Annotated in this window: 17 protein-coding genes and 1 other RNA gene; 6 read left to right on the top strand and 12 right to left on the bottom strand. The window is 53.6% G+C overall.

Features of this window, described 5'->3' with window-relative positions; all coding sequences use genetic code 11:
• Nucleotides 1-99: 99 nt before the first annotated feature.
• Both trhA and yqfB read right to left on the bottom strand, forming a co-directional pair.
• Entirely contained in the window at nucleotides 100-762 is a 663-nt protein-coding gene (trhA, locus tag OGY10_RS16740) for a PAQR family membrane homeostasis protein TrhA (RefSeq protein WP_006686898.1), read from the bottom strand.
• 163 nt (nucleotides 763-925) lie between these two features.
• Nucleotides 926-1,237, bottom strand: a complete 312-nt coding sequence (gene yqfB, locus OGY10_RS16735) for a N(4)-acetylcytidine aminohydrolase (protein WP_191226796.1) — start codon at nucleotides 1,235-1,237, stop codon at nucleotides 926-928.
• 52 nt (nucleotides 1,238-1,289) lie between these two features.
• On the opposite strand from yqfB, the gene OGY10_RS16730 reads away from it, so the two are divergent.
• The gene (locus OGY10_RS16730; protein WP_008785744.1) at nucleotides 1,290-2,018 is read left to right on the top strand and encodes a MurR/RpiR family transcriptional regulator; all 729 of its coding nucleotides are present in this window, start codon (nucleotides 1,290-1,292) and stop codon (nucleotides 2,016-2,018) included.
• A 120-nt stretch (nucleotides 2,019-2,138) separates the two neighbouring features.
• Nucleotides 2,139-3,572 carry a 6-phospho-beta-glucosidase BglA gene (bglA, locus tag OGY10_RS16725; protein ID WP_286577070.1) on the top strand — a complete coding sequence of 478 codons (1,434 nt, stop codon included), beginning with the start codon at nucleotides 2,139-2,141 and terminating at the stop codon, nucleotides 3,570-3,572.
• Nucleotides 3,573-3,665: 93 nt separating this feature from the next.
• Here bglA and OGY10_RS16720 read toward each other — a convergent pair whose 3' ends face one another.
• From OGY10_RS16720 to OGY10_RS16685, 8 genes are all read right to left on the bottom strand, one after another.
• Nucleotides 3,666-4,409, bottom strand: coding sequence for an SDR family oxidoreductase (locus OGY10_RS16720; RefSeq protein ID WP_125363289.1), 744 nt, complete (start codon nucleotides 4,407-4,409; stop codon nucleotides 3,666-3,668).
• 77 nt (nucleotides 4,410-4,486) lie between these two features.
• On the bottom strand, nucleotides 4,487-7,360 hold the full coding sequence (gene gcvP, locus OGY10_RS16715) for an aminomethyl-transferring glycine dehydrogenase (RefSeq protein WP_003825499.1): 2,874 nt from the start codon (nucleotides 7,358-7,360) through the stop codon (nucleotides 4,487-4,489).
• A gap of 127 nt (nucleotides 7,361-7,487) precedes the next feature.
• On the bottom strand, nucleotides 7,488-7,877 hold the full coding sequence (gene gcvH, locus OGY10_RS16710) for a glycine cleavage system protein GcvH (RefSeq protein ID WP_003026965.1): 390 nt from the start codon (nucleotides 7,875-7,877) through the stop codon (nucleotides 7,488-7,490).
• A 25-nt stretch (nucleotides 7,878-7,902) separates the two neighbouring features.
• The gene (gene gcvT, locus OGY10_RS16705; protein ID WP_286577067.1) at nucleotides 7,903-8,997 is read right to left on the bottom strand and encodes a glycine cleavage system aminomethyltransferase GcvT; all 1,095 of its coding nucleotides are present in this window, start codon (nucleotides 8,995-8,997) and stop codon (nucleotides 7,903-7,905) included.
• 451 nt (nucleotides 8,998-9,448) lie between these two features.
• Entirely contained in the window at nucleotides 9,449-10,651 is a 1,203-nt protein-coding gene (gene ubiI, locus OGY10_RS16700) for an FAD-dependent 2-octaprenylphenol hydroxylase (RefSeq protein WP_191226795.1), read from the bottom strand.
• 115 nt (nucleotides 10,652-10,766) lie between these two features.
• Nucleotides 10,767-11,945: a 2-octaprenyl-6-methoxyphenyl hydroxylase gene (ubiH, locus tag OGY10_RS16695; RefSeq protein ID WP_191226794.1), complete on the bottom strand. Its 1,179-nt coding sequence runs from the start codon at nucleotides 11,943-11,945 to the stop codon at nucleotides 10,767-10,769.
• Nucleotides 11,942-13,267, bottom strand: coding sequence for a Xaa-Pro aminopeptidase (pepP, locus tag OGY10_RS16690; protein ID WP_048215582.1), 1,326 nt, complete (start codon nucleotides 13,265-13,267; stop codon nucleotides 11,942-11,944). Before pepP ends, ubiH begins: the two co-directional genes overlap by 4 nt.
• 24 nt (nucleotides 13,268-13,291) lie before the next feature.
• Nucleotides 13,292-13,870, bottom strand: a complete 579-nt coding sequence (locus tag OGY10_RS16685; RefSeq protein ID WP_003026978.1) for a YecA/YgfB family protein — start codon at nucleotides 13,868-13,870, stop codon at nucleotides 13,292-13,294.
• A 167-nt stretch (nucleotides 13,871-14,037) separates the two neighbouring features.
• Here OGY10_RS16685 and zapA point away from each other — a divergent pair, with 167 nt between their 5' ends.
• From zapA to OGY10_RS16670, 3 genes are all read left to right on the top strand, one after another.
• A complete protein-coding gene (gene zapA, locus OGY10_RS16680; RefSeq protein WP_003026980.1) occupies nucleotides 14,038-14,367 on the top strand; it encodes a cell division protein ZapA in 330 nt (109 codons plus the stop codon).
• A 41-nt stretch (nucleotides 14,368-14,408) separates the two neighbouring features.
• Nucleotides 14,409-14,592, top strand: a non-coding RNA gene (gene ssrS, locus OGY10_RS16675) — 6S RNA.
• A gap of 19 nt (nucleotides 14,593-14,611) precedes the next feature.
• Entirely contained in the window at nucleotides 14,612-15,208 is a 597-nt protein-coding gene (locus OGY10_RS16670) for a 5-formyltetrahydrofolate cyclo-ligase (protein ID WP_003825482.1), read from the top strand.
• Nucleotides 15,209-15,326: 118 nt separating this feature from the next.
• On the opposite strand, the gene serA is transcribed toward OGY10_RS16670, so the two are convergent.
• Together serA and rpiA are read right to left on the bottom strand one after the other, a co-directional pair.
• Nucleotides 15,327-16,559 (bottom strand): phosphoglycerate dehydrogenase, encoded by a 1,233-nt coding sequence (serA, locus tag OGY10_RS16665; RefSeq protein ID WP_003825480.1) that lies wholly within the window; start codon nucleotides 16,557-16,559, stop codon nucleotides 15,327-15,329.
• Nucleotides 16,560-16,830: 271 nt separating this feature from the next.
• A complete protein-coding gene (gene rpiA / locus OGY10_RS16660; protein ID WP_003825479.1) occupies nucleotides 16,831-17,490 on the bottom strand; it encodes a ribose-5-phosphate isomerase RpiA in 660 nt (219 codons plus the stop codon).
• A 170-nt stretch (nucleotides 17,491-17,660) separates the two neighbouring features.
• Here rpiA and argP point away from each other — a divergent pair, with 170 nt between their 5' ends.
• The gene (argP, locus tag OGY10_RS16655) at nucleotides 17,661-18,554 is read left to right on the top strand and encodes a DNA-binding transcriptional regulator ArgP (RefSeq protein ID WP_003825477.1); all 894 of its coding nucleotides are present in this window, start codon (nucleotides 17,661-17,663) and stop codon (nucleotides 18,552-18,554) included.
• The last annotated feature ends 16 nt before the right edge of the window (nucleotides 18,555-18,570 follow it).

Here is an 18,570-nt window from a genome sequence, read left to right as displayed (position 1 = left end):
CAATTCGGCACAGGCCGCCGGATTGCGGCGTTGGCTTGTCCGGCCTATAAAATACAGTCCGGGCGAGGCGTTTACGCCGCCCCCGGGGTTGCACTGAATCTATGCGTGTTGCCCCACGTACAGATAGATCGCCAGGAAGTGGCAAACGCTGCCGCCCAGCACAAAACCGTGCCAGATCGCATGGTTATAAGGAATACGCTTACAGACGTAGAAAATTACGCCCAGCGAATACACCACACCGCCAACAGCCAGCAACGTCACGCCTCCCGCCGCCAACTTCACCGCCAGTTGATACACCACAATCAGCGAAAGCCAGCCCATTGTCAGGTAAGTCACCAGCGACAGAATTTTAAACCGGTGTGCGATGGTCAGTTTGAATAAAATACCGAGCAGCGCCAGGCTCCAGATAACAATCATCAACCCACGAGCCAGCGGCGAATCAAGCCCCACCAGCAGAAATGGCGTATAGGTCCCGGCAATCAGCAGATAAATCGCACAGTGGTCGAATTTTTTCAGCCAGACTTTCGCTCTCTGATGGGGGATCGCGTGATACAAGGTTGAGGCGAGGAACAGCAGGATCATGCTGCCGCCGTACAGGCTATAGCTGGTAATCGCCATAGCGCTGGCATTGGTATCCACTGCCTGAACCAGCAACAACACCAGTCCGACAATCCCAAACACCAGCCCGATACCGTGACTGATGCTGTTGGCTATTTCCTCTGCCAGCGAATATCCCTGCGCGATTAATGGCTTCTGAACCATAACTTACTCCCGAGAAACGAACCCTATCGTGATTGCTCCTCTAGCGTAACTGAGAATGGTTCCAGTGAACACCTGTTAGCTAAAATAATTACCAGATAAATATTTATCATTAAAAATCATGTTTTTAGTTTTTAAATTTCAGCTAACATGCGTACCATTAAAATCAAAAGCATTTAAAATCAATCACATAAAATTGCGTCTGATCCGGGTAAATCTCGGCAATGACACGTTTAAGTTCTTCAAGCGTCATGTTTTCCTGCTGGGCATGTTTATCCGTCAGCGTATCCAGCGTGACGGTTGAGGTGCCAACAACCTCAATCGTGCAGAAGTAACCGTCATCTTCGAAGCGCCCAACCCGTAAAATGTCCCCGGCTTTGAAATGTGATTCAGACTCGTCACGAATAGTGATGGTCTTGCGTCCGGCCAGAATGTCATCCTGGAAACGCTGAAAAAAAGTGATGTCATTTGGCTGCATGTTATTATTCCCTGTAGATGAAGTCTGATGAGTGAGTTTTGCCATTGTGAGTATGTTCTCCCACGCTGCCATCGCCAGTCTCAACAATCTTGAGATGCTGGTCTACAACTATGTCATCAAAAACCGTGACAAAGTCATGTACATGACCATTCGCGAACTGGCCGATGCCGTGGGTGTTTCCACTACCACCGTACTGCGCTTTTGCCGCAAGCTTAAGTGTGAAGGTTACTCAGAATTTCGCGTGCGCTTCAAATTATATTTAGAGCAGAATGAACCGCAACAGGCTAATTTCGGTGCCAGCGAAATTATCAGCTTCTTTAAAGGCGTTAATAACGATGAGTTCGATAATCTGCTCGATCAGGCTGTTGATATTATATTATCTTCCGAGCGTATTATATTCGTTGGGGCGGGAACATCCGGAGCCTTAGCCAAATATGGCGCACGTTTTTTCTCAAACGTTGGAAAATTCAGTAATCACATTGATGACCCTTATTTCCCGGTAACGAATGACATGGCCAGAAACGCGCTGGCGATCGTGCTTTCTGTTTCCGGTGAAACAGAAGAGATCCTGCGCTTTGCCAGCCAGTTCAGCCTGCATAACTGTAAGGTTCTGTCTGTCACCAGTCATGAACATTCGCGGCTGGCCAAATTGGCTGACTTTAATCTCTCCTGGCACGTTCCACAGACGCGCATTGCCGGGGTATACGATATAACCACGCAGATCCCTGTTATTTATATTCTGGAATCACTCGGCCGCAAGTTGGCGAAAAGAATAGCGTAAAAAAACAATCTGTTTTTTGGATGTAACAAATCACATTAGCGCTATTTTGTTATATCGTGACATTTATCTTTCCTTTGTTAGACTCAAAATCAGATGGTATTAATTTGAGACTGAGCGCAGATGAAAAAACTTACCTTACCGAAAGATTTTTTATGGGGTGGCGCGGTTGCGGCGCACCAGGTTGAAGGCGGCTGGAACAAAGGTGGCAAAGGCCCCAGCATTTGCGATGTACTGACCGGTGGTGCGCACGGCGTTCCGCGAGAAATCACTCAGGAAGTTGAGCCCGGTAAGTACTACCCCAACCACGAAGCCGTCGATCTTTACAGTCATTACAAAGAAGACATCAAGCTGTTTGCCGAGATGGGCTTCAAATGCTTCCGTACCTCAATCGCCTGGACCCGTATCTTCCCCAAAGGGGACGAAAGCCAGCCGAATGAAGAAGGGCTAAAGTTCTACGACGACATGTTCGATGAACTGCTGAAGTACAACATCGAACCGGTCATCACCCTTTCCCACTTTGAAATGCCGCTGCACCTTGTTCAACAGTACGGCAGCTGGACCAATCGTAAAGTCGTCGATTTCTTTGTCCGATTTGCTGAAGTCGTTTTTGAGCGCTACAAGCACAAGGTCAAATACTGGATGACCTTTAACGAGATCAACAACCAGCGCAACTGGCGCGCACCGCTGTTTGGTTATTGCTGCTCCGGCGTGGTGTATACCGAGCATGAAAACCCGGAAGAAACCATGTACCAGGTGCTGCATCACCAGTTCGTGGCCAGCGCTCTGGCAGTGAAAGCCGCACGTCGCATCAACCCGGAAATGAAAGTCGGCTGCATGCTGGCGATGGTGCCGCTGTACCCGTTCTCCTGTAAGCCTGAAGATGTGATGTTCGCGCAGGAATCGATGCGTGAGCGCTACGTTTTCACCGACGTTCAACTGCGCGGCTACTATCCATCATATGTACTGAACGAGTGGGAACGCCGCGAATTCAACATCCGAATGGAAGCTGGAGATGAGCAAATCCTGCGTGAAGGCACCTGTGACTATCTCGGATTCAGTTACTACATGACCAACGCGGTAAAAGCGGAAGGCGGCAGCGGCGATGCCATTTCTGGTTTTGAGGGCAGCGTACCGAACCCGCACGTAAAAGCGTCCGACTGGGGCTGGCAGATTGATCCGGTCGGTCTGCGTTACGCCTTATGCGAACTGTATGAGCGCTATCAGAAACCGCTATTTATCGTAGAAAACGGATTTGGTGCCTACGACAAAGTGGAAGAAGACGGCAGCATCAACGACGACTATCGCATCGACTATTTGCGCGCCCACGTTGAAGAGATGATGAAAGCGGTAACGTATGATGGCGTAGACCTGATGGGCTACACTCCGTGGGGCTGCATCGACTGTGTCTCGTTCACCACCGGTCAGTACAGCAAACGTTACGGCTTTATCTACGTGAACAAACACGACGACGGCACCGGCGATATGTCGCGTTCACGCAAGAAAAGTTTTAACTGGTACAAAGCGGTGATTGCCAGCAACGGCGAGAAACTTTGATTTTTTGCCGGATGGCGGCGTAAACGCCTTATCCAGCCTACAGATTAAATTCCCGTAGGCCGGATAAGCGTAGCGCCAACCGGCGATTAAACCCTACTTCCCGCCAGCCAGTTCCAGAAAACTGCCCGTTACGTACGACGCCTTCTCGCTCAGCAGCCAGGTAATCGCCTGCGCGACCTCCTCCGGTTGTCCGCCGCGCTGCATAGGCAACATCGATTTCACGCGATCGACCCTTCCCGGCTCGCCGCCTGATGCGTGCATTTCAGTGTAGATAAGACCAGGTCGCACGCAGTTTACGCGGATCCCTTGCGCCGCAACCTCCAGCGCAAGGCCGGTGGTGAGCGTGTCCACAGCGCCTTTTGAGGCCGCGTAATCAACATATTCGAATGGCGCACCAAGCCGCGATGCCGCCGAAGACACATTCACAATCGCCCCGCCTTGCCCTCCGTGTTTGAAAGACATGCGCTTTACCGCTTCCCGACAACACAAAAAATAGCCGGTAACATTGGTCGCCAGCACGCGGTTAATTCTTTCGGCGGTTAGGCTTTCCACCGTGCTCTGTTCAAACAAAATCCCGGCATTATTCACTAACGCAGACAGTGGTTCACCTTCGCGGTCAATGCATTCAAACATTGCCACAACCTGGCTTTCATCGCTGATATCAGCCCGTAGAGCAAACGCCTTTCCCCCGGCAGCGGCAATGGTATTCACCACCTCCGTTGCCGCACGGATATTGTGATGAAAGTTAACCGCAACCGTGTAACCCTCTTGCGCTAACTGCAGCGCGGTTGCCCGCCCGATGCCGCGACTGCCGCCAGTAACCAATGCGATTCCCATGGATACCTCCAGATATGAAAAAGCCGGGAGGCGTCTTCGCCTTACCCGGCCTACAAAAGCTTTACTGCGCGGAAAAGTTACTGATATTCGCTCATCGGCACGCAGGAGCAGAACAGGTTACGGTCACCGTAAACATCATCAAGGCGTTTCACGGTCGGCCAGTATTTGTTCGCCACGCCAGCCGGGAAGACGGCGATTTCTCGGCTATAACCGTGATTCCACTCCGCGACCAGCTCGTTTTGCGTGTGCGGTGAGTTAACCAGCGGGTTATCTTCCAGTGACCATTCACCGGCTTTCACGCGATCGATTTCAGCGCGGATTGCCAGCATCGCATTGATAAAGCGATCAAGTTCCACTTTGCTTTCAGATTCAGTCGGTTCAACCATCAGGGTACCCGCGACCGGGAATGACATGGTCGGCGCATGGAAACCGTAATCGATCAGACGCTTGGCAATATCCAGTTCGCTGATGCCGGTCTCTTCTTTCAGTGGGCGAATGTCGAGAATACATTCATGCGCCACGCGACCGTCGCGACCGGTATACAGTACCGGATAAGCATCTTTCAGACGGCTGGCAATGTAGTTAGCGTTAAGGATAGCTACCTGGCTTGCCTGCTTCAGACCTTCTGCACCCATCATACGGATGTACATCCAGCTGATTGGCAGAATGGATGCGCTACCGAACGGCGCCGCTGAAACTGCGCCCTGACGGGTGAGCATTCCTTCAATCTGCACTACGCTGTGACCCGGTACAAACGGTGCCAGATGTGATTTGACGCCAATCGGTCCCATACCTGGGCCGCCGCCGCCGTGCGGAATGCAGAATGTTTTATGCAGGTTGAGGTGCGAGACATCTGCGCCGATAAAGCCCGGCGTGGTGATCCCAACCTGAGCGTTCATGTTCGCGCCATCAAGGTAAACCTGGCCGCCAAACTGGTGCACAACGTCGCACACTTCACGGATCGTTTCTTCATACACGCCGTGAGTAGACGGATAGGTCACCATGATGCAGGAGAGATTCGCAGCATGTTGTTCTGCTTTTGCTCGCAGATCGTCCAGGTCGATGTTGCCGTTCTTATCACACGCGACAACCACAACCTGCATCCCCGCCATCTGTGCGGATGCCGGGTTGGTGCCGTGGGCAGAAGCCGGGATCAGACAGATATCGCGGTGGCCTTCGTTACGGCTTTCGTGATAGTGACGAATCGCCAGCAGACCCGCATATTCGCCCTGCGCGCCGGAGTTCGGCTGCATGCAGACGGCGTCATAACCGGTCAGTTTTACCAGCCACTCGGAAAGCTGGCCGATCATCTGGTGATAACCTTCTGCCTGCTCTGGCGGGCAGAACGGGTGAAGTTCAGCGAATTCCGGCCAGGTGATAGGGATCATCTCGGCGGCAGCGTTCAGCTTCATGGTGCAAGAACCCAGCGGGATCATTGCCTGGTTCAGCGCCAGATCTTTGCGCTCCAGCGAGTGCATGTAGCGCATCATCTCGGTTTCACTGTGATAGCGATTAAACACCGGATGGCTGAGGATCGCATCGTCACGCAGCATGCTGTCCTGAATGGAACGGCTGTCGAGCGCCACATCTTTATCCAGCGTATCGATATTCAAACCATGGCTGTCACCCAGCAGAACATTGAACAACTGCACCACGTTTTCACGGGTGGTGGTTTCATCGAGCGTAATGCCTACCGCGTTATGGATATCGCTACGCAGGTTGATTTCTGCCGCTTCGGCACGCGCCAGAACAGCCGCTTTGTCGGCCACTTCAACACACAGAGTGTCGAAGTAGTGCGCATGGCGCAGCTTCAGCCCTTTCTGCTGCAGACCGGCCGCCAGAATATCAGTCAGGCGGTGGATGCGATTAGCGATACGTTTCAGGCCAACCGGACCATGATAAACGGCATACAGGCTGGCGATGTTGGCCAGCAGAACCTGCGAGGTACAAATGTTGGAGTTCGCTTTCTCACGGCGGATATGCTGCTCGCGAGTCTGCATCGCCATGCGCAGTGCGGTATTGCCCGCCGCATCTTTCGATACGCCGATAATACGGCCTGGCATGGAGCGTTTGAATTCGTCTTTAGCGGCGAAGAATGCCGCGTGTGGGCCGCCGTAACCCATCGGTACGCCGAAACGTTGCGCAGAACCGAAAACAATATCCGCGCCCTGTTTGCCCGGTGCAGTCAGCAGTACCAGCGCCATAAAGTCGGCAGCGACACTGACCACAACTTTACGGGATTTCAGCTCGGCAATCAGTTTGCTGTAGTCGTGCACTTCACCGGTGGTGCCAACCTGCTGCAACAGCACGCCAAACACATCCTGGTGATCCAGTGCTTTCGCCGCGTCATCAACAATGACGTCAAAGCCAAAGGTTTCTGCACGGGTGCGAACCACGTCCAGCGTTTGCGGGTGAACATCAGCCGCCACAAAGAAACGGTTGGCATTTTTCAGTTTGCTGACACGTTTGGCCATCGCCATGGCTTCAGCAGCCGCAGTGGCTTCATCCAGCAGAGAAGCGGAAGCCATATCCAGCCCCGTCAGGTCCAGTGTGACCTGTTGGAAGTTCAGAAGAGCTTCCAGTCGTCCCTGGGAGACTTCCGGCTGATACGGCGTATATGCGGTGTACCAGCCTGGGTTTTCCAGCATGTTACGCAGAATAACCGGTGGCAACTGCACGGCGGTGTAGCCCATGCCAATGTAGGACGTGAAGCGCTTGTTACGCCCGGCGATGGCTTTTAATTCAGCCAGCGCAGCGTATTCGGTCGCCGCCTCGCCCACCTGTGGCGGGGTTGCGAGCTGAATGTCTTTCGGCACAATCTGGCCGATCAGCGCGTTTAACGACTCGGCGCCAACCGCATTCAGCATCTCTTGCTGCTGCGCGGCGTCCGGTCCGATGTGGCGTTCAATGAAAGCGCCGCTGTTTTCAAGCTGGCTTAACGTCTGTGTCATGGGCGATGGTTCCTGAAACGTGCAGTGAATCGTGATGGTCTCTAACTCAATTGCCCGGTGGCGCTGACGCTTACCGGGCCTACATAAAACCGTAGGCCGGATAAACGCAGTGCCATCCGGCACAATCTTATTCGTCTTCCAGTAATGCCTCGTACGCAGTGGCATCCAACAGCGATTCAATTTCGCTTTCATCGCTGGCTTTGATTTTGAAAATCCAGCCGCCCGCATACGGTTCGCTGTTAACCAGTTCCGGGGAGTCGCTGAGCGCATCGTTAACCGCAACAATCTCACCGCCTACTGGCGCATAGATATCGGATGCCGCTTTTACGGACTCCGCAACGGCGCAATCATCGCCCGCGCTGACGGTGGCACCAACTTCTGGCAGGTCAACGAAAACCATGTCACCTAACAGCTCCTGAGCGTGTTCGGTGATACCAACGGTATAAGAGCCGTCAGCTTCTTTGCGCAGCCATTCGTGTTCTTTGCTGTATTTCAGTTCTGCAGGTACGTTGCTCATCAATCAATCTCCAAAAAAGGATGAATTACGCGACGGCTTTGCCGTTACGCACAAAAACAGGTTTAGTCACTTTTACCGGCATTTCACGGTTACGGATCTGTACGATCGCAGTCTCACCGATACCCGCAGGCACGCGCGCCAACGCGATGCTGTAACCCAGGGTTGGGGAGAATGTGCCACTGGTGATAATGCCTTCATGCTGGTTGCCAGAAGCATCGGTGAAACGCACCGGCAGTTCATTACGCAGCACGCCCTTCTCAGTCATCACCAGCCCGACCAGCTGTTCGTGGCCTTTTTCACGCTGCATTTCCAGCGCTTCACGACCAATAAAGTCGCGGTCAGCCGGTTCCCACTCGATGGTCCAGCCCATGTTGGCCGCCAGCGGAGAAATACCTTCGTCCATCTCCTGGCCATACAGGTTCATACCCGCTTCCAGACGCAGGGTGTCACGCGCGCCGAGACCGCAAGGTTTGACACCAGCCTGTACCAGCGCACGCCAGAAATCTGCCGCCTTTTCATTCGGCATGGCAATTTCATAACCTGCTTCGCCGGTATAACCGGTGGTTGCGATAAACAAATCACCTGCCTGAACGCCGAAAAACGGCTTCATGCCTTCAACCGCATGACGCTGCTCGTCAGTAAACAACGTAGCTGCTTTTTCCTGCGCATTTGGCCCCTGCACCGCAATCAGCGACAGGTCGTCACGAACGGTGATGTCGATGGCGTAAGGTTCAGCGTGTTGGGTAATCCAGGAGAGGTCTTTTTCGCGGGTGGCGGAGTTTACAACGAGGCGGAAGAAATCTTCAGTGAAGTAGTAGACAATCAGGTCATCTATCACGCCGCCCGAAGCGTTGAGCATCCCGGAGTAGAGGGCTTTACCCGATTTCGTTAGCTTCGCAACGTCGTTTGCCAGCAGATAACGCAAGAACTCCCGGGTGCGGCTACCGCGCAGGTCGACGATGGTCATATGCGACACATCAAACATTCCGGCGTCGGTGCGAACAGCATGGTGTTCATCGAGCTGAGAACCGTAATGCAGTGGCATCATCCAGCCATGGAAATCGACCATGCGCGCGCCACATAGCGTGTGTTGTTCGTACAAAGGAGTCTGTTGAGCCATCTTTTCCTCGTTGAATAAGCGGGGCTACCAACTCTTTCGCGGTGAAATTTTCGCCACGAAACCCAGCACCGCAGCCGCTCCAGGGCTACGACGCAAACGTTCTCTTTGTCCTGAACTTACCACCGAAACAGACGCTAAACCATAAGTCAAAATTAACCATCACATTAGCTTATGGCGAAAAACAGCCAGATCGCCAACAGAATAAAACTCCATACATATAGCAATCAATCAGAACAACAAACAAATATAAGCGCAAAATTACAGCACCAATCCACATTAAATGTGGAAAAAATGTCAAAAATGGCGTTATGAAAAAAACGTAATATTAGAAAAACTAATGCGAAAAAAGGCGTGGAATTAGATTATTTCAAATGAGAGAAGCACCCCGGCGCGAAGGCCGGGAGAGGAAAGTGTGACGGGTCTCAAACTCTTAAGATTGTCCTTACGGACACTATCGTAACCACTCGGGAAGATCGTTCAGTCCCATCGCCTGACGGATGAGTTGTGGTTTTACGCCCGGGAGGGTATCAGCCAGTTTCAGCCCAATATCGCGTAGCAGTTTTTTCGCCGGATTCTCGCCTGCAAACAGTTCACGGAAACCCTGCATCCCCGCCAGCATCAGCGCTGCGCTGTGCTTACGACTGCGCTCGTAGCGGCGTAAATAGAGATACTGCCCAATATCTTTGCCCTGACGCTGTAGCCGCTTAAGCTCATCGATCAGTTCCGCCGCATCCATAAAGCCAAGGTTAACCCCCTGACCCGCCAGCGGGTGGATGGTATGCGCCGCATCCCCAACCAGCGCCAGACGATGGGCCGCGAACTGGCGAGCATAACGTCCCGTCAGCGGAAACGCCTGACGTTCGCTTTCAAGGCTGCACAGCCCCAGACGATTATCAAAAGCGATATTCAGCGCCTGATTAAACTCGTCAACGCTTGCCTGCTGCATACGTTCTGCTTCCTGCGGCGAGAGCGACCAGACGATAGAACACAGGTGTGGATCGCTGAGTGGCAGGAATGCCAGGATCCCCTCGCCATGAAACGCCTGACGCGCAACCGCACCGTGAGCTTCCTGCGTACGGATAGTCGCCACCAGCGCATGATGACGGTAGTCCCAGAAGGTGAGCGGAATGTCCGCTTTATTGCGCAGCCAGGAATTAGCACCATCGGCACCGACGACCAGACGCGCCGTCAGCATTGCGCCATCTTTGAGGCTCAGAAATGCCTCGTTCTCGCCCCAGGCCACCTGCTGTATTTCAGCTGGCGCCATCAGCGTAATATCCGCTGAACGCTGTGCCTTTTGCCACAACACATAATGGATTTCTGAGTTTTCAACGATGTGGCCCAAATGGCTGTAACCCATGCTCTGGTCATCAAACTCAATGCGTCCAAAGCTGTCTTTGTCCCAGACTTCCATGCCGTGGTAGCAGCAAGCGCGACGGGCAACAATGTCGGACCAGACGCCAAGACGGGTAAGCAGTTTTTCGCTGGCTGCATTAATGGCCGAAACGCGAAGCTGAGGAGGTGCATCCGCCGCCAACGGCTGCGGAACATGTTGTTCTAATACAGCAACGCGCAACCCACTGCCCTGCAGGCCGCAGGCAACCGCCAGCCCCACCATGCCGCCACCAACAATTGCTACATCAACACTTTGCACTGTTTGTACCTCGAAACCTGTAATCCGTAGGCCTGATAAGCGCAGCGCCATCAGGCATTTTTGCGGGGACCCTTGCCGGATGTCGGCGTTGCCTTATCCGGCCTACAGGTCATATTTATCGTGCAACCCAACCCAGGGTCCGCTCCGCCAGCGCATCGCGCGCAGGGGTGAATAATTCCATCGCCATCAACCCGACATTGCGCCCAACAACCAGCGGGGCCCAGTGATTGGCAAACAAATACACTAAATTGTTGGTCACACCAATCGTCGTCTCGCGATCGCGCTCGCGGCGCTGCTGATAGCGTGCCAGCACCGCATAATCACCCACATCTTCCGCGTTGTTTTGCGCCTGCGTCAACGTCTCAGCCAGGCTCATTACGTCGCGCAGGCCAAGGTTGAAACCTTGCCCGGCAATGGGATGCAGCGTCTGGGCGGCGTTCCCTACCAGCACGGTACGATGGGTAATCGCTTTCAGCGCCGTAGTTAACGAAAGCGGATAAGCGCTGCGTTTACCAGCCTGGGTAATACGTCCCAGTCGCCAGCCAAAAGCGGTTTGCAGTTCACGGCAAAACTGTTCGTCGGACCAGGCCATGATCTCATCACGCTGCTCCAGCGGATGGCACCACACCAGCGAGCAGCGACCGTCAGACATTGGCAGCATTGCCAGCGGGCCATATTGCGTGAAGCGTTCAAACGCTCGCCCATCGTGCGGTACAGAGGTCGTGACGTTGGCAATCACCGCCAGTTGCTCATAAGGCTGTTGCAGCCAGTCAACACCGCAGGCAGTCGCCAGTGCGGAACGCGTGCCGTCAGCAGCCACCAGCAGGCGACCGGTAATCATCTCGCCATTCTCCAGCGTCACTTCAACGCGCTCCTGCGTGCGCGACACGCTGGCTACGCGGTCGGGGCAGTGCAATGTGACGCCAGGTGCTTTGCGCAGCAGCGCAAACAGACGCAGCCCGACGTCGTGCAGTTCTACCACCTGGCCCAGAGCCGGAATACGGTATTCCTGCGCATCCAGCGTCACAAATCCGGCATGGCCGCGATCGCTGACGTGAACCGTTTTAATGGCCGTTGCGCAATCGGCAATCGCCTGCCATACGCCAATTCGCGCCAGCTGTTGGCAGGTTCCTGCCGCCAGCGCGATCGCCCGGGCGTCAAACCCAGGATGACGGTCAGTTTCAGGTTCGCTCGCTTCTATCAGATGAACTGGCAGCGTCCCATGACTGAGCTGGGAAATGGCCAGCGCCAGCGTCGCACCGACCATACCACCACCAACGATAATCACGCTCATTGCAGTCGCGCCGCAGCCATTAAGGCTTCAATGTCATCAGCTTTCTTCACTACGCTGGCGGTCAGGTTTTCATTGCCGTCCTCGGTGATGAGGATGTCATCCTCAATACGAATGCCGATACCACGATAAGCCGGCGGTACATCGGCGTCCGGCGCGATATACAGTCCCGGTTCGACGGTGAGTACCATTCCCGGCTCAAGAATACGTGAGCGGTCCTGACCATAAACGCCGACGTCGTGCACATCCAGACCCAGCCAGTGACTTAGGCCATGCATAAAGAATGGGCGGTGCGCATTTTCGGTAATCAACTGATCGACATCACCGTGCAGAATGCCAAGCTTCACCAGGCCCGTAATCATGATGCGCACCACTTCGCCAGTGACTTCCTGAATGGACGTTCCGGGACGATACAGACGCAGGCTGGTCTCTAAGGATTCCAGTACGATATCGTAGATTTCACGCTGTGCTGGGGTAAATTTACCGTTTACCGGGAAGGTACGCGTAATGTCACCCGCATAGCCTTTGTATTCGCATCCAGCGTCGATTAGCACCAGATCGCCATCGCGCATTTCACTTTCATTTTCGGTGTAATGCAGGATACAGCCGTTTTCACCGCTGCCGACAATCGTGTTATAGGACGGATAACGCGCGCCATGACGGGTAAATTCATGGTGAATCTCCCCTTCTAACTGGTATTCAAACATTCCTGGACGGCATTTTTCCATCGCGCGGGTATGCGCCAGTGCGGTGATTTCTCCGGCACGACGCATGACCGCAATTTCTTCCGGTGATTTGAACAGGCGCATTTCATGCACCATCGGACGCCAGTCGATTATCGCGGCAGGCGCGTGCAGATTTTGTCTGGAGCCTTTGCGCAGTTTATCCAGCGCCGTGCACACAATCTCGTCGGCCCAGGCATACTCGCCCTGGGCGTGGTATACCGCGTCCAGACCATTGAGCAGTAAATACAGCTGTTGGTTGATTTCACTGAAGGCCAGCGCCCGGTCAACGCCAAGTTTTGCCGGGGCAGCATCCTGGCCCAGACGGCGGCCAAACCAGATTTCCGCCGTCAGATCGCGAACCCGATTGAACAAAACGCTGTGGTTATGAGTGTCATCACTTTTAATCAGCACCAGCACGGCTTCAGGTTCGTTAAAACCGGTGAAGTACCAGAAATCACTGCTTTGGCGGTAAGGGTATTCACTGTCCGCACTACGCGTCGCTTCCGGTGCGGCAAAAATCAGCGCGGCGCTGCCGGGCTGCATTTGTGCCAGTAAAGCCTGGCGACGACGCTGGAATTCTTGCTGAGATATCTCGCTCATCACACTCTCCTTTGCGTTTCGTTCTTAGTGCAGAGTCGGTTTACGGACTTCCGGCGCGGTCGGCTGCTGACGCGTAAACGTGTCATGGCACAGCAAGGCGGCTACGCGCACGTATTCGATGATCTCTTCGAGCGACATTTCCAGCTCTTCCTGATCTTCGTCTTCGTCATATCCCAATTGAGCGATATTGCGCAGGTCATCAATCGCTTCCCCGGTTTCGCCGGTCACTTTGTCGAGCTTCGGCTGCGTGACGCCAAGGCCCAGTAAAAAGTGGTTTACCCATCCCGCCAGCGCATCGGCGCGATCGAACACGCTGACGTCATCCCCTTCAGGCAGATAAAGCTGAAAAAGGAAGCCGTCGTCTTCGAGGGCATCACTGGTGGCAGAGTGCATTTTCAGCAGCGCCTGAGCCAGCTCGTGACCAAAGGCCAGACCTTCGTTCGTCAGGTCGTGCAGCAGCGGCTGCCATGAGCTGTCGTTGTTTCCGCCGCAAATCATTCCGCTTATCAAGCCGTGCATTTCGGCCGGGGTTAATCCAGCCCCTTGTTGGTTCAAAAACTGGCTAACTTCGTTGTAACCAGGCATTTCGTTCTGTATAGACATAAGCATTCGTCATCAAAGGGAGGAATATTCATGGTATGCTACCACTTTGGACCCTGGTGGACCAGAAAAGGGCTTGTATCTTGATACCAGGGTAGCTATAGTGTCGCCCCTTCGCGGACCCACGGTCTGGAGACGAAGGCAGCGCAGTCAATCAGCAGGAAGGTGGCATGTCTGCACAACCCGTCGATATCCAAATATTTGGCCGTTCACTGCGAGTGAATTGCCCGCCTGAACAAAGGGATGCGTTGAATCAGGCTGCGGACGATCTCAATCAGCGATTGCAAGATCTGAAAGTTCGCACTAGAGTCACAAATACTGAGCAGTTGGTTTTCATCGCCGCGTTGAACATCAGCTATGAATTAACTCAGGAAAAAGCGAAGACGCGTGAGTACGCGGCGAGCATGGAACAACGTATTCGGATGCTACAACAGACCATCGAACAGGCGTTGCTTGATCAGGGTCGCATAACCGAAAAAACGGGCCAAAACTTTGAATAACACTTTTCGGTTTACTGTGGTAGAGTGACCGTGAAGACAAAATTTCTCTGAGATGTTTGCAAGCGGGCCAGTCCCCTGAGCCGATATTTCATACCACAAGAATGTGGCGCTCCACGGTTGGTGAGCATGCTCGGCCCGTCCGAGAAGCCTTAAAACTGTGACGACGCATTCACCTTGAACCAAGGGTTCAAGGGTTACAGCCTGCGGCGGCATCTCGGAGATTCCCTTCTACCTGGCAACAGCCATGACATTACTTTCTGAACTCCCTTTATCCCGACAAGAAATCCGTCAACTGATTCGGCAGCGTCGTCGCGCGCTTACTTCCGAACAGCAACGACAATACGGTCAGCAAGCCGCGACCCGAATGCTCAGTTATCCCCCTGTTGTACTCGCTCATACCGTGGCGGTATTCCTCTCGTTCGATGGCGAACTCGATACCCAGCCGCTAATAGATCAGCTGTGGCGAGCGGGCAAGCGCGTCTATCTTCCGGTTCTTCATCCCTTCAGCCCTGGCAACCTGCTGTTCCTGCATTATCATCCGCACAGCGACCTGGTAACCAATCGCTTAAAGATCCAGGAACCACGACTTGATGTACGTGACGTATTGCCGCTCTCACAGCTGGATGTACTGATTACGCCGTTAGTGGCGTTTGATGAGGTCGGGCAACGCCTGGGTATGGGCGGCGGATTTTACGATCGGACGCTTCAAAACTGGCAGCAGCATAAGATCCAGCCCGTAGGCTACGCGCACGATTGTCAGCGAGTGGAAAAGCTACCTGTCGAAGAATGGGATATCCCGCTGCCTGCGGTGGTGACGCCGTCCAAAATCTGGGAGTGGTAGCTTTTTTGCCAATTGCGGCAAGGCTCGAAAACAGAATGTATGCGTGACAGGAAGAGATTTTGAGGCCGGAAAATCAGAGGAAAGATGGGCAGGTCATCGCCTGCCCATGTAGAGGAAATCAGTACAGCAGACGAGCGCGAATGGTTCCCGGAAGGGCTTTCATCGCCAGCAGCGCTTTCTCTGCCACATCTTCATCCGCTTCAATATCAATAACCACGTAGCCTACCTGTGCGGAAGTCTGCAGATACTGCGCGGCAATGTTGACGCCCTGCTCGGCAAAAATCTGGTTCAGCGCAGTCAGTACGCCCGGACGGTTTTCGTGAATGTGCATCAGACGACGACCGCCGTGCAGCGGCAGCGAAACTTCCGGGAAGTTAACTGCAGACAGCGTAGAGCCGTTGTCGGAATACTTGGTCAGTTTCCCAGCCACTTCCAAACCGATGTTTTCCTGTGCTTCCAGCGTTGAACCACCAATGTGCGGCGTCAGGATCACGTTGTCGAAATCACACAGCGGCGAAGTGAAAGGATCGCTGTTGGTTGCCGGCTCAGTTGGGAATACGTCGATTGCTGCCCCTGCCAGGTGCTTGGTCGCTAACGCGTCGCACAGCGCAGGAATATCAACAACTGTGCCGCGTGCGGCGTTAATCAGCAGCGCGCCTGGTTTCATCAACGCAATCTCACGCGCGCCCATCAGATTTTTAGTGGAGGCATTTTCCGGTACGTGCAAACTGACCACGTCGCTCATATTGAGCAGGTCGGAAAGATGCTGCACCTGCGTGGCGTTGCCGAGCGGGAGTTTATTTTCAATATCATAGAAATAGACGTGCATCCCCAGCGATTCCGCCAGAATGCCTAGCTGAGTACCAATGTGACCATAGCCGATGATCCCCAGTTTTTTGCCACGCGCTTCAAACGAGCCGGTAGCCAGTTTATTCCACACGCCGCGGTGTGCTTTGGCGTTTGCTTCGGGTACGCCGCGTAGCAGCAGCAGCAGTTCGCCAATCACCAGTTCCGCAACGGAACGCGTGTTAGAGAATGGTGCGTTAAACACGGGGATACCGCGCTTTGCCGCAGCGCTGAGATCAACCTGGTTGGTGCCGATACAGAAGCAGCCAATCGCGACCAGTTTCTCTGCGGCGTCAATCACATCTTCAGTCAGATGGGTACGGGATCGCAGGCCAATGAAGTGGGCATCACGGATGGACTCTTTCAGTTGTTCAGTGTCCAGAGCGCCTTTATGAAACTCGATGTTGGTATAACCTGCTGCACGAAGGCTTTCGAGCGCTTTTTGATGCACGCCTTCAACCAGCAGAAATTTAATCTTATCTTTCTCCAGTGATACCTTTGCCATTTCCCCGACCCTGTCTTTTTTTGTTCAAACTGATGTGTTGTGTGTGGGATTTTCATCCGTCTCTTCAACATATCAAAAAATAATATTGCGGCAATATGAACGTTTGCGTCGCCGTGCTGAAGAAATGTCATTCAGAGAGAAATGTCAGAGGAAAATACTGGCGATAACTTTTTCTTTGGAGAGATCGGCAGGACAATATTATAAACGTGACACAAGTCACCAAATTTGCCCTGCCAAAATTTTTTTAACGGGAGAAGACACTCCCGTCAGATCATTTTACGATAGTTTTCACGCCGTCTGGTGTACCGATCAGCGCGACATCCGCACCACGGTTGGCAAACAGACCGACGGTTACCACGCCCGGAATCGCATTGATGGCGTTTTCCATCGCGATGGCATCGAGGATCTCCAGACCGTGTACATCAAGGATCACGTTACCATTGTCCGTCACTACGCCCTGACGGTATTCAGGACGACCGCCCAGCTTCACCAACTGGCGAGCCACAGCGCTGCGCGCCATTGGGATCACTTCAACCGGCAGTGGGAAGTTACCGAGAATATCGACTTCTTTGGACGCGTCGGCAATGCAGATAAATTTCTTCGCCACGGAAGCAATAATTTTTTCACGGGTCAACGCTGCGCCGCCGCCCTTGATCATCTGCATGTGGCCGTTGATTTCATCCGCGCCGTCAACGTATACGCCGAGGCTGTCCACTTCGTTAAGATCGAACACGTGGATACCGAGGCTTTTGAGTTTTTCGGTTGAAGCGTCCGAACTGGATACCGCACCTTCAATCTGACCTTTCATTGTGCCCAGCGCATCAATAAAGTGTGCGGCTGTTGAACCTGTACCTACGCCCACAATGGTACCGGGCTGTACATACTGAAGTGCCGCCCATCCTACTGCTTTTTTCAGTTCATCCTGCGTCATGATCGTTTCGCCTGTGGTGTGAATATGGTGGGAAAATTCACGCGCATTATAGAACATTGTGCAGAAAAATGTTCCCACACCCGCTCGCAAGCGGCGGATTTCGTCTTTACCCAACCTAAATTTGTGTCATAGTGCAGAACAAGCAAAATTTTCAGGAGTGCGTCAAAGCAATGAAACGTCCGGACTACAGAACACTACAAGCACTGGATGCGGTTATTCGTGAACGAGGATTTGAGCGCGCGGCGCAAAAGCTGTGCATCACGCAATCCGCGGTTTCACAGCGCATAAAACAGCTTGAGAATATGTTCGGACAACCGCTGCTGGTGCGTACCGTACCACCACGCCCAACCGAACAGGGGCAGAAACTACTGGCGCTTTTGCGTCAGGTTGAACTGCTGGAAGACGAGTGGCTGGGTGATGAACAAACCGGCTCGACGCCGCTGCTGCTCTCACTGGCGGTGAACGCCGACAGTCTGGCGACCTGGTTGCTTCCGGCGCTGGCTCCGGTACTGGCAAATTCGCCGATTCGGCTGAACCTGCAGGTTGAGGATGAAACCCGAACTCAGGAACGTCTGCGTCGTGGTGAAGTGGTCGGTGCGGTGAGTATTCAACATCAGGCGCTGCCAAGCTGTCTGGTGGATAAACTCGGCGCGCTGGACTACCTGTTTGTCGGTTCTAAACCTTTCGCCGAGCGTTATTTCCCTAACGGCGTCACCCGCTCTGCCCTGCTGAAAGCCCCAGCGGTAGCGTTTGACCATCTTGATGATATGCACCAGGCGTTCCTGCAACAAAACTTCGACCTGCCGCCGGGCAGCGTGCCGTGTCATATCGTTAACTCGTCTGAAGCCTTTGTTCAATTGGCGCGTCAGGGAACGACCTGCTGCATGATCCCCCACTTGCAGATTGAGAAAGAACTGGAAAGCGGTGAGCTTATCGACTTAACGCCAGGTCTGTTCCAGCGCCGGATGCTGTACTGGCACCGTTTTGCACCGGAAAGCCGCATGATGCGCAACGTCACCGATGCGCTGCTGGCCTATGGTCACAACGTACTGCGTCAGGATTAAACCGCTCATAACCTCT

Origin of the sequence: Citrobacter sp. Cpo148, from assembly GCF_030332375.1 — a bacterium.
Lineage (GTDB): Bacteria > Pseudomonadota > Gammaproteobacteria > Enterobacterales > Enterobacteriaceae > Citrobacter > Citrobacter portucalensis.
Note: the sequence above shows the minus strand (reverse complement) of the source record. Positions and strands in the feature narration are given on the sequence as shown.

Coding starts and splice junctions, on each gene's coding strand:
- trhA (WP_006686898.1), bottom strand. CDS start 762: ATGGTTCAGAAGCCATTAATCGCGCAGGGATATTCGCTGGCAGAGGAA.
- yqfB (WP_191226796.1), bottom strand. CDS start 1,237: ATGCAGCCAAATGACATCACTTTTTTTCAGCGTTTCCAGGATGACATT.
- OGY10_RS16730 (WP_008785744.1), top strand. CDS start 1,290: ATGTTCTCCCACGCTGCCATCGCCAGTCTCAACAATCTTGAGATGCTG.
- bglA (WP_286577070.1), top strand. CDS start 2,139: ATGAAAAAACTTACCTTACCGAAAGATTTTTTATGGGGTGGCGCGGTT.
- OGY10_RS16720 (WP_125363289.1), bottom strand. CDS start 4,409: ATGGGAATCGCATTGGTTACTGGCGGCAGTCGCGGCATCGGGCGGGCA.
- gcvP (WP_003825499.1), bottom strand. CDS start 7,360: ATGACACAGACGTTAAGCCAGCTTGAAAACAGCGGCGCTTTCATTGAA.
- gcvH (WP_003026965.1), bottom strand. CDS start 7,877: ATGAGCAACGTACCTGCAGAACTGAAATACAGCAAAGAACACGAATGG.
- gcvT (WP_286577067.1), bottom strand. CDS start 8,997: ATGGCTCAACAGACTCCTTTGTACGAACAACACACGCTATGTGGCGCG.
- ubiH (WP_191226794.1), bottom strand. CDS start 11,945: ATGAGCGTGATTATCGTTGGTGGTGGTATGGTCGGTGCGACGCTGGCG.
- pepP (WP_048215582.1), bottom strand. CDS start 13,267: ATGAGCGAGATATCTCAGCAAGAATTCCAGCGTCGTCGCCAGGCTTTA.
- OGY10_RS16685 (WP_003026978.1), bottom strand. CDS start 13,870: ATGTCTATACAGAACGAAATGCCTGGTTACAACGAAGTTAGCCAGTTT.
- zapA (WP_003026980.1), top strand. CDS start 14,038: ATGTCTGCACAACCCGTCGATATCCAAATATTTGGCCGTTCACTGCGA.
- OGY10_RS16670 (WP_003825482.1), top strand. CDS start 14,612: ATGACATTACTTTCTGAACTCCCTTTATCCCGACAAGAAATCCGTCAA.
- serA (WP_003825480.1), bottom strand. CDS start 16,559: ATGGCAAAGGTATCACTGGAGAAAGATAAGATTAAATTTCTGCTGGTT.
- rpiA (WP_003825479.1), bottom strand. CDS start 17,490: ATGACGCAGGATGAACTGAAAAAAGCAGTAGGATGGGCGGCACTTCAG.
- argP (WP_003825477.1), top strand. CDS start 17,661: ATGAAACGTCCGGACTACAGAACACTACAAGCACTGGATGCGGTTATT.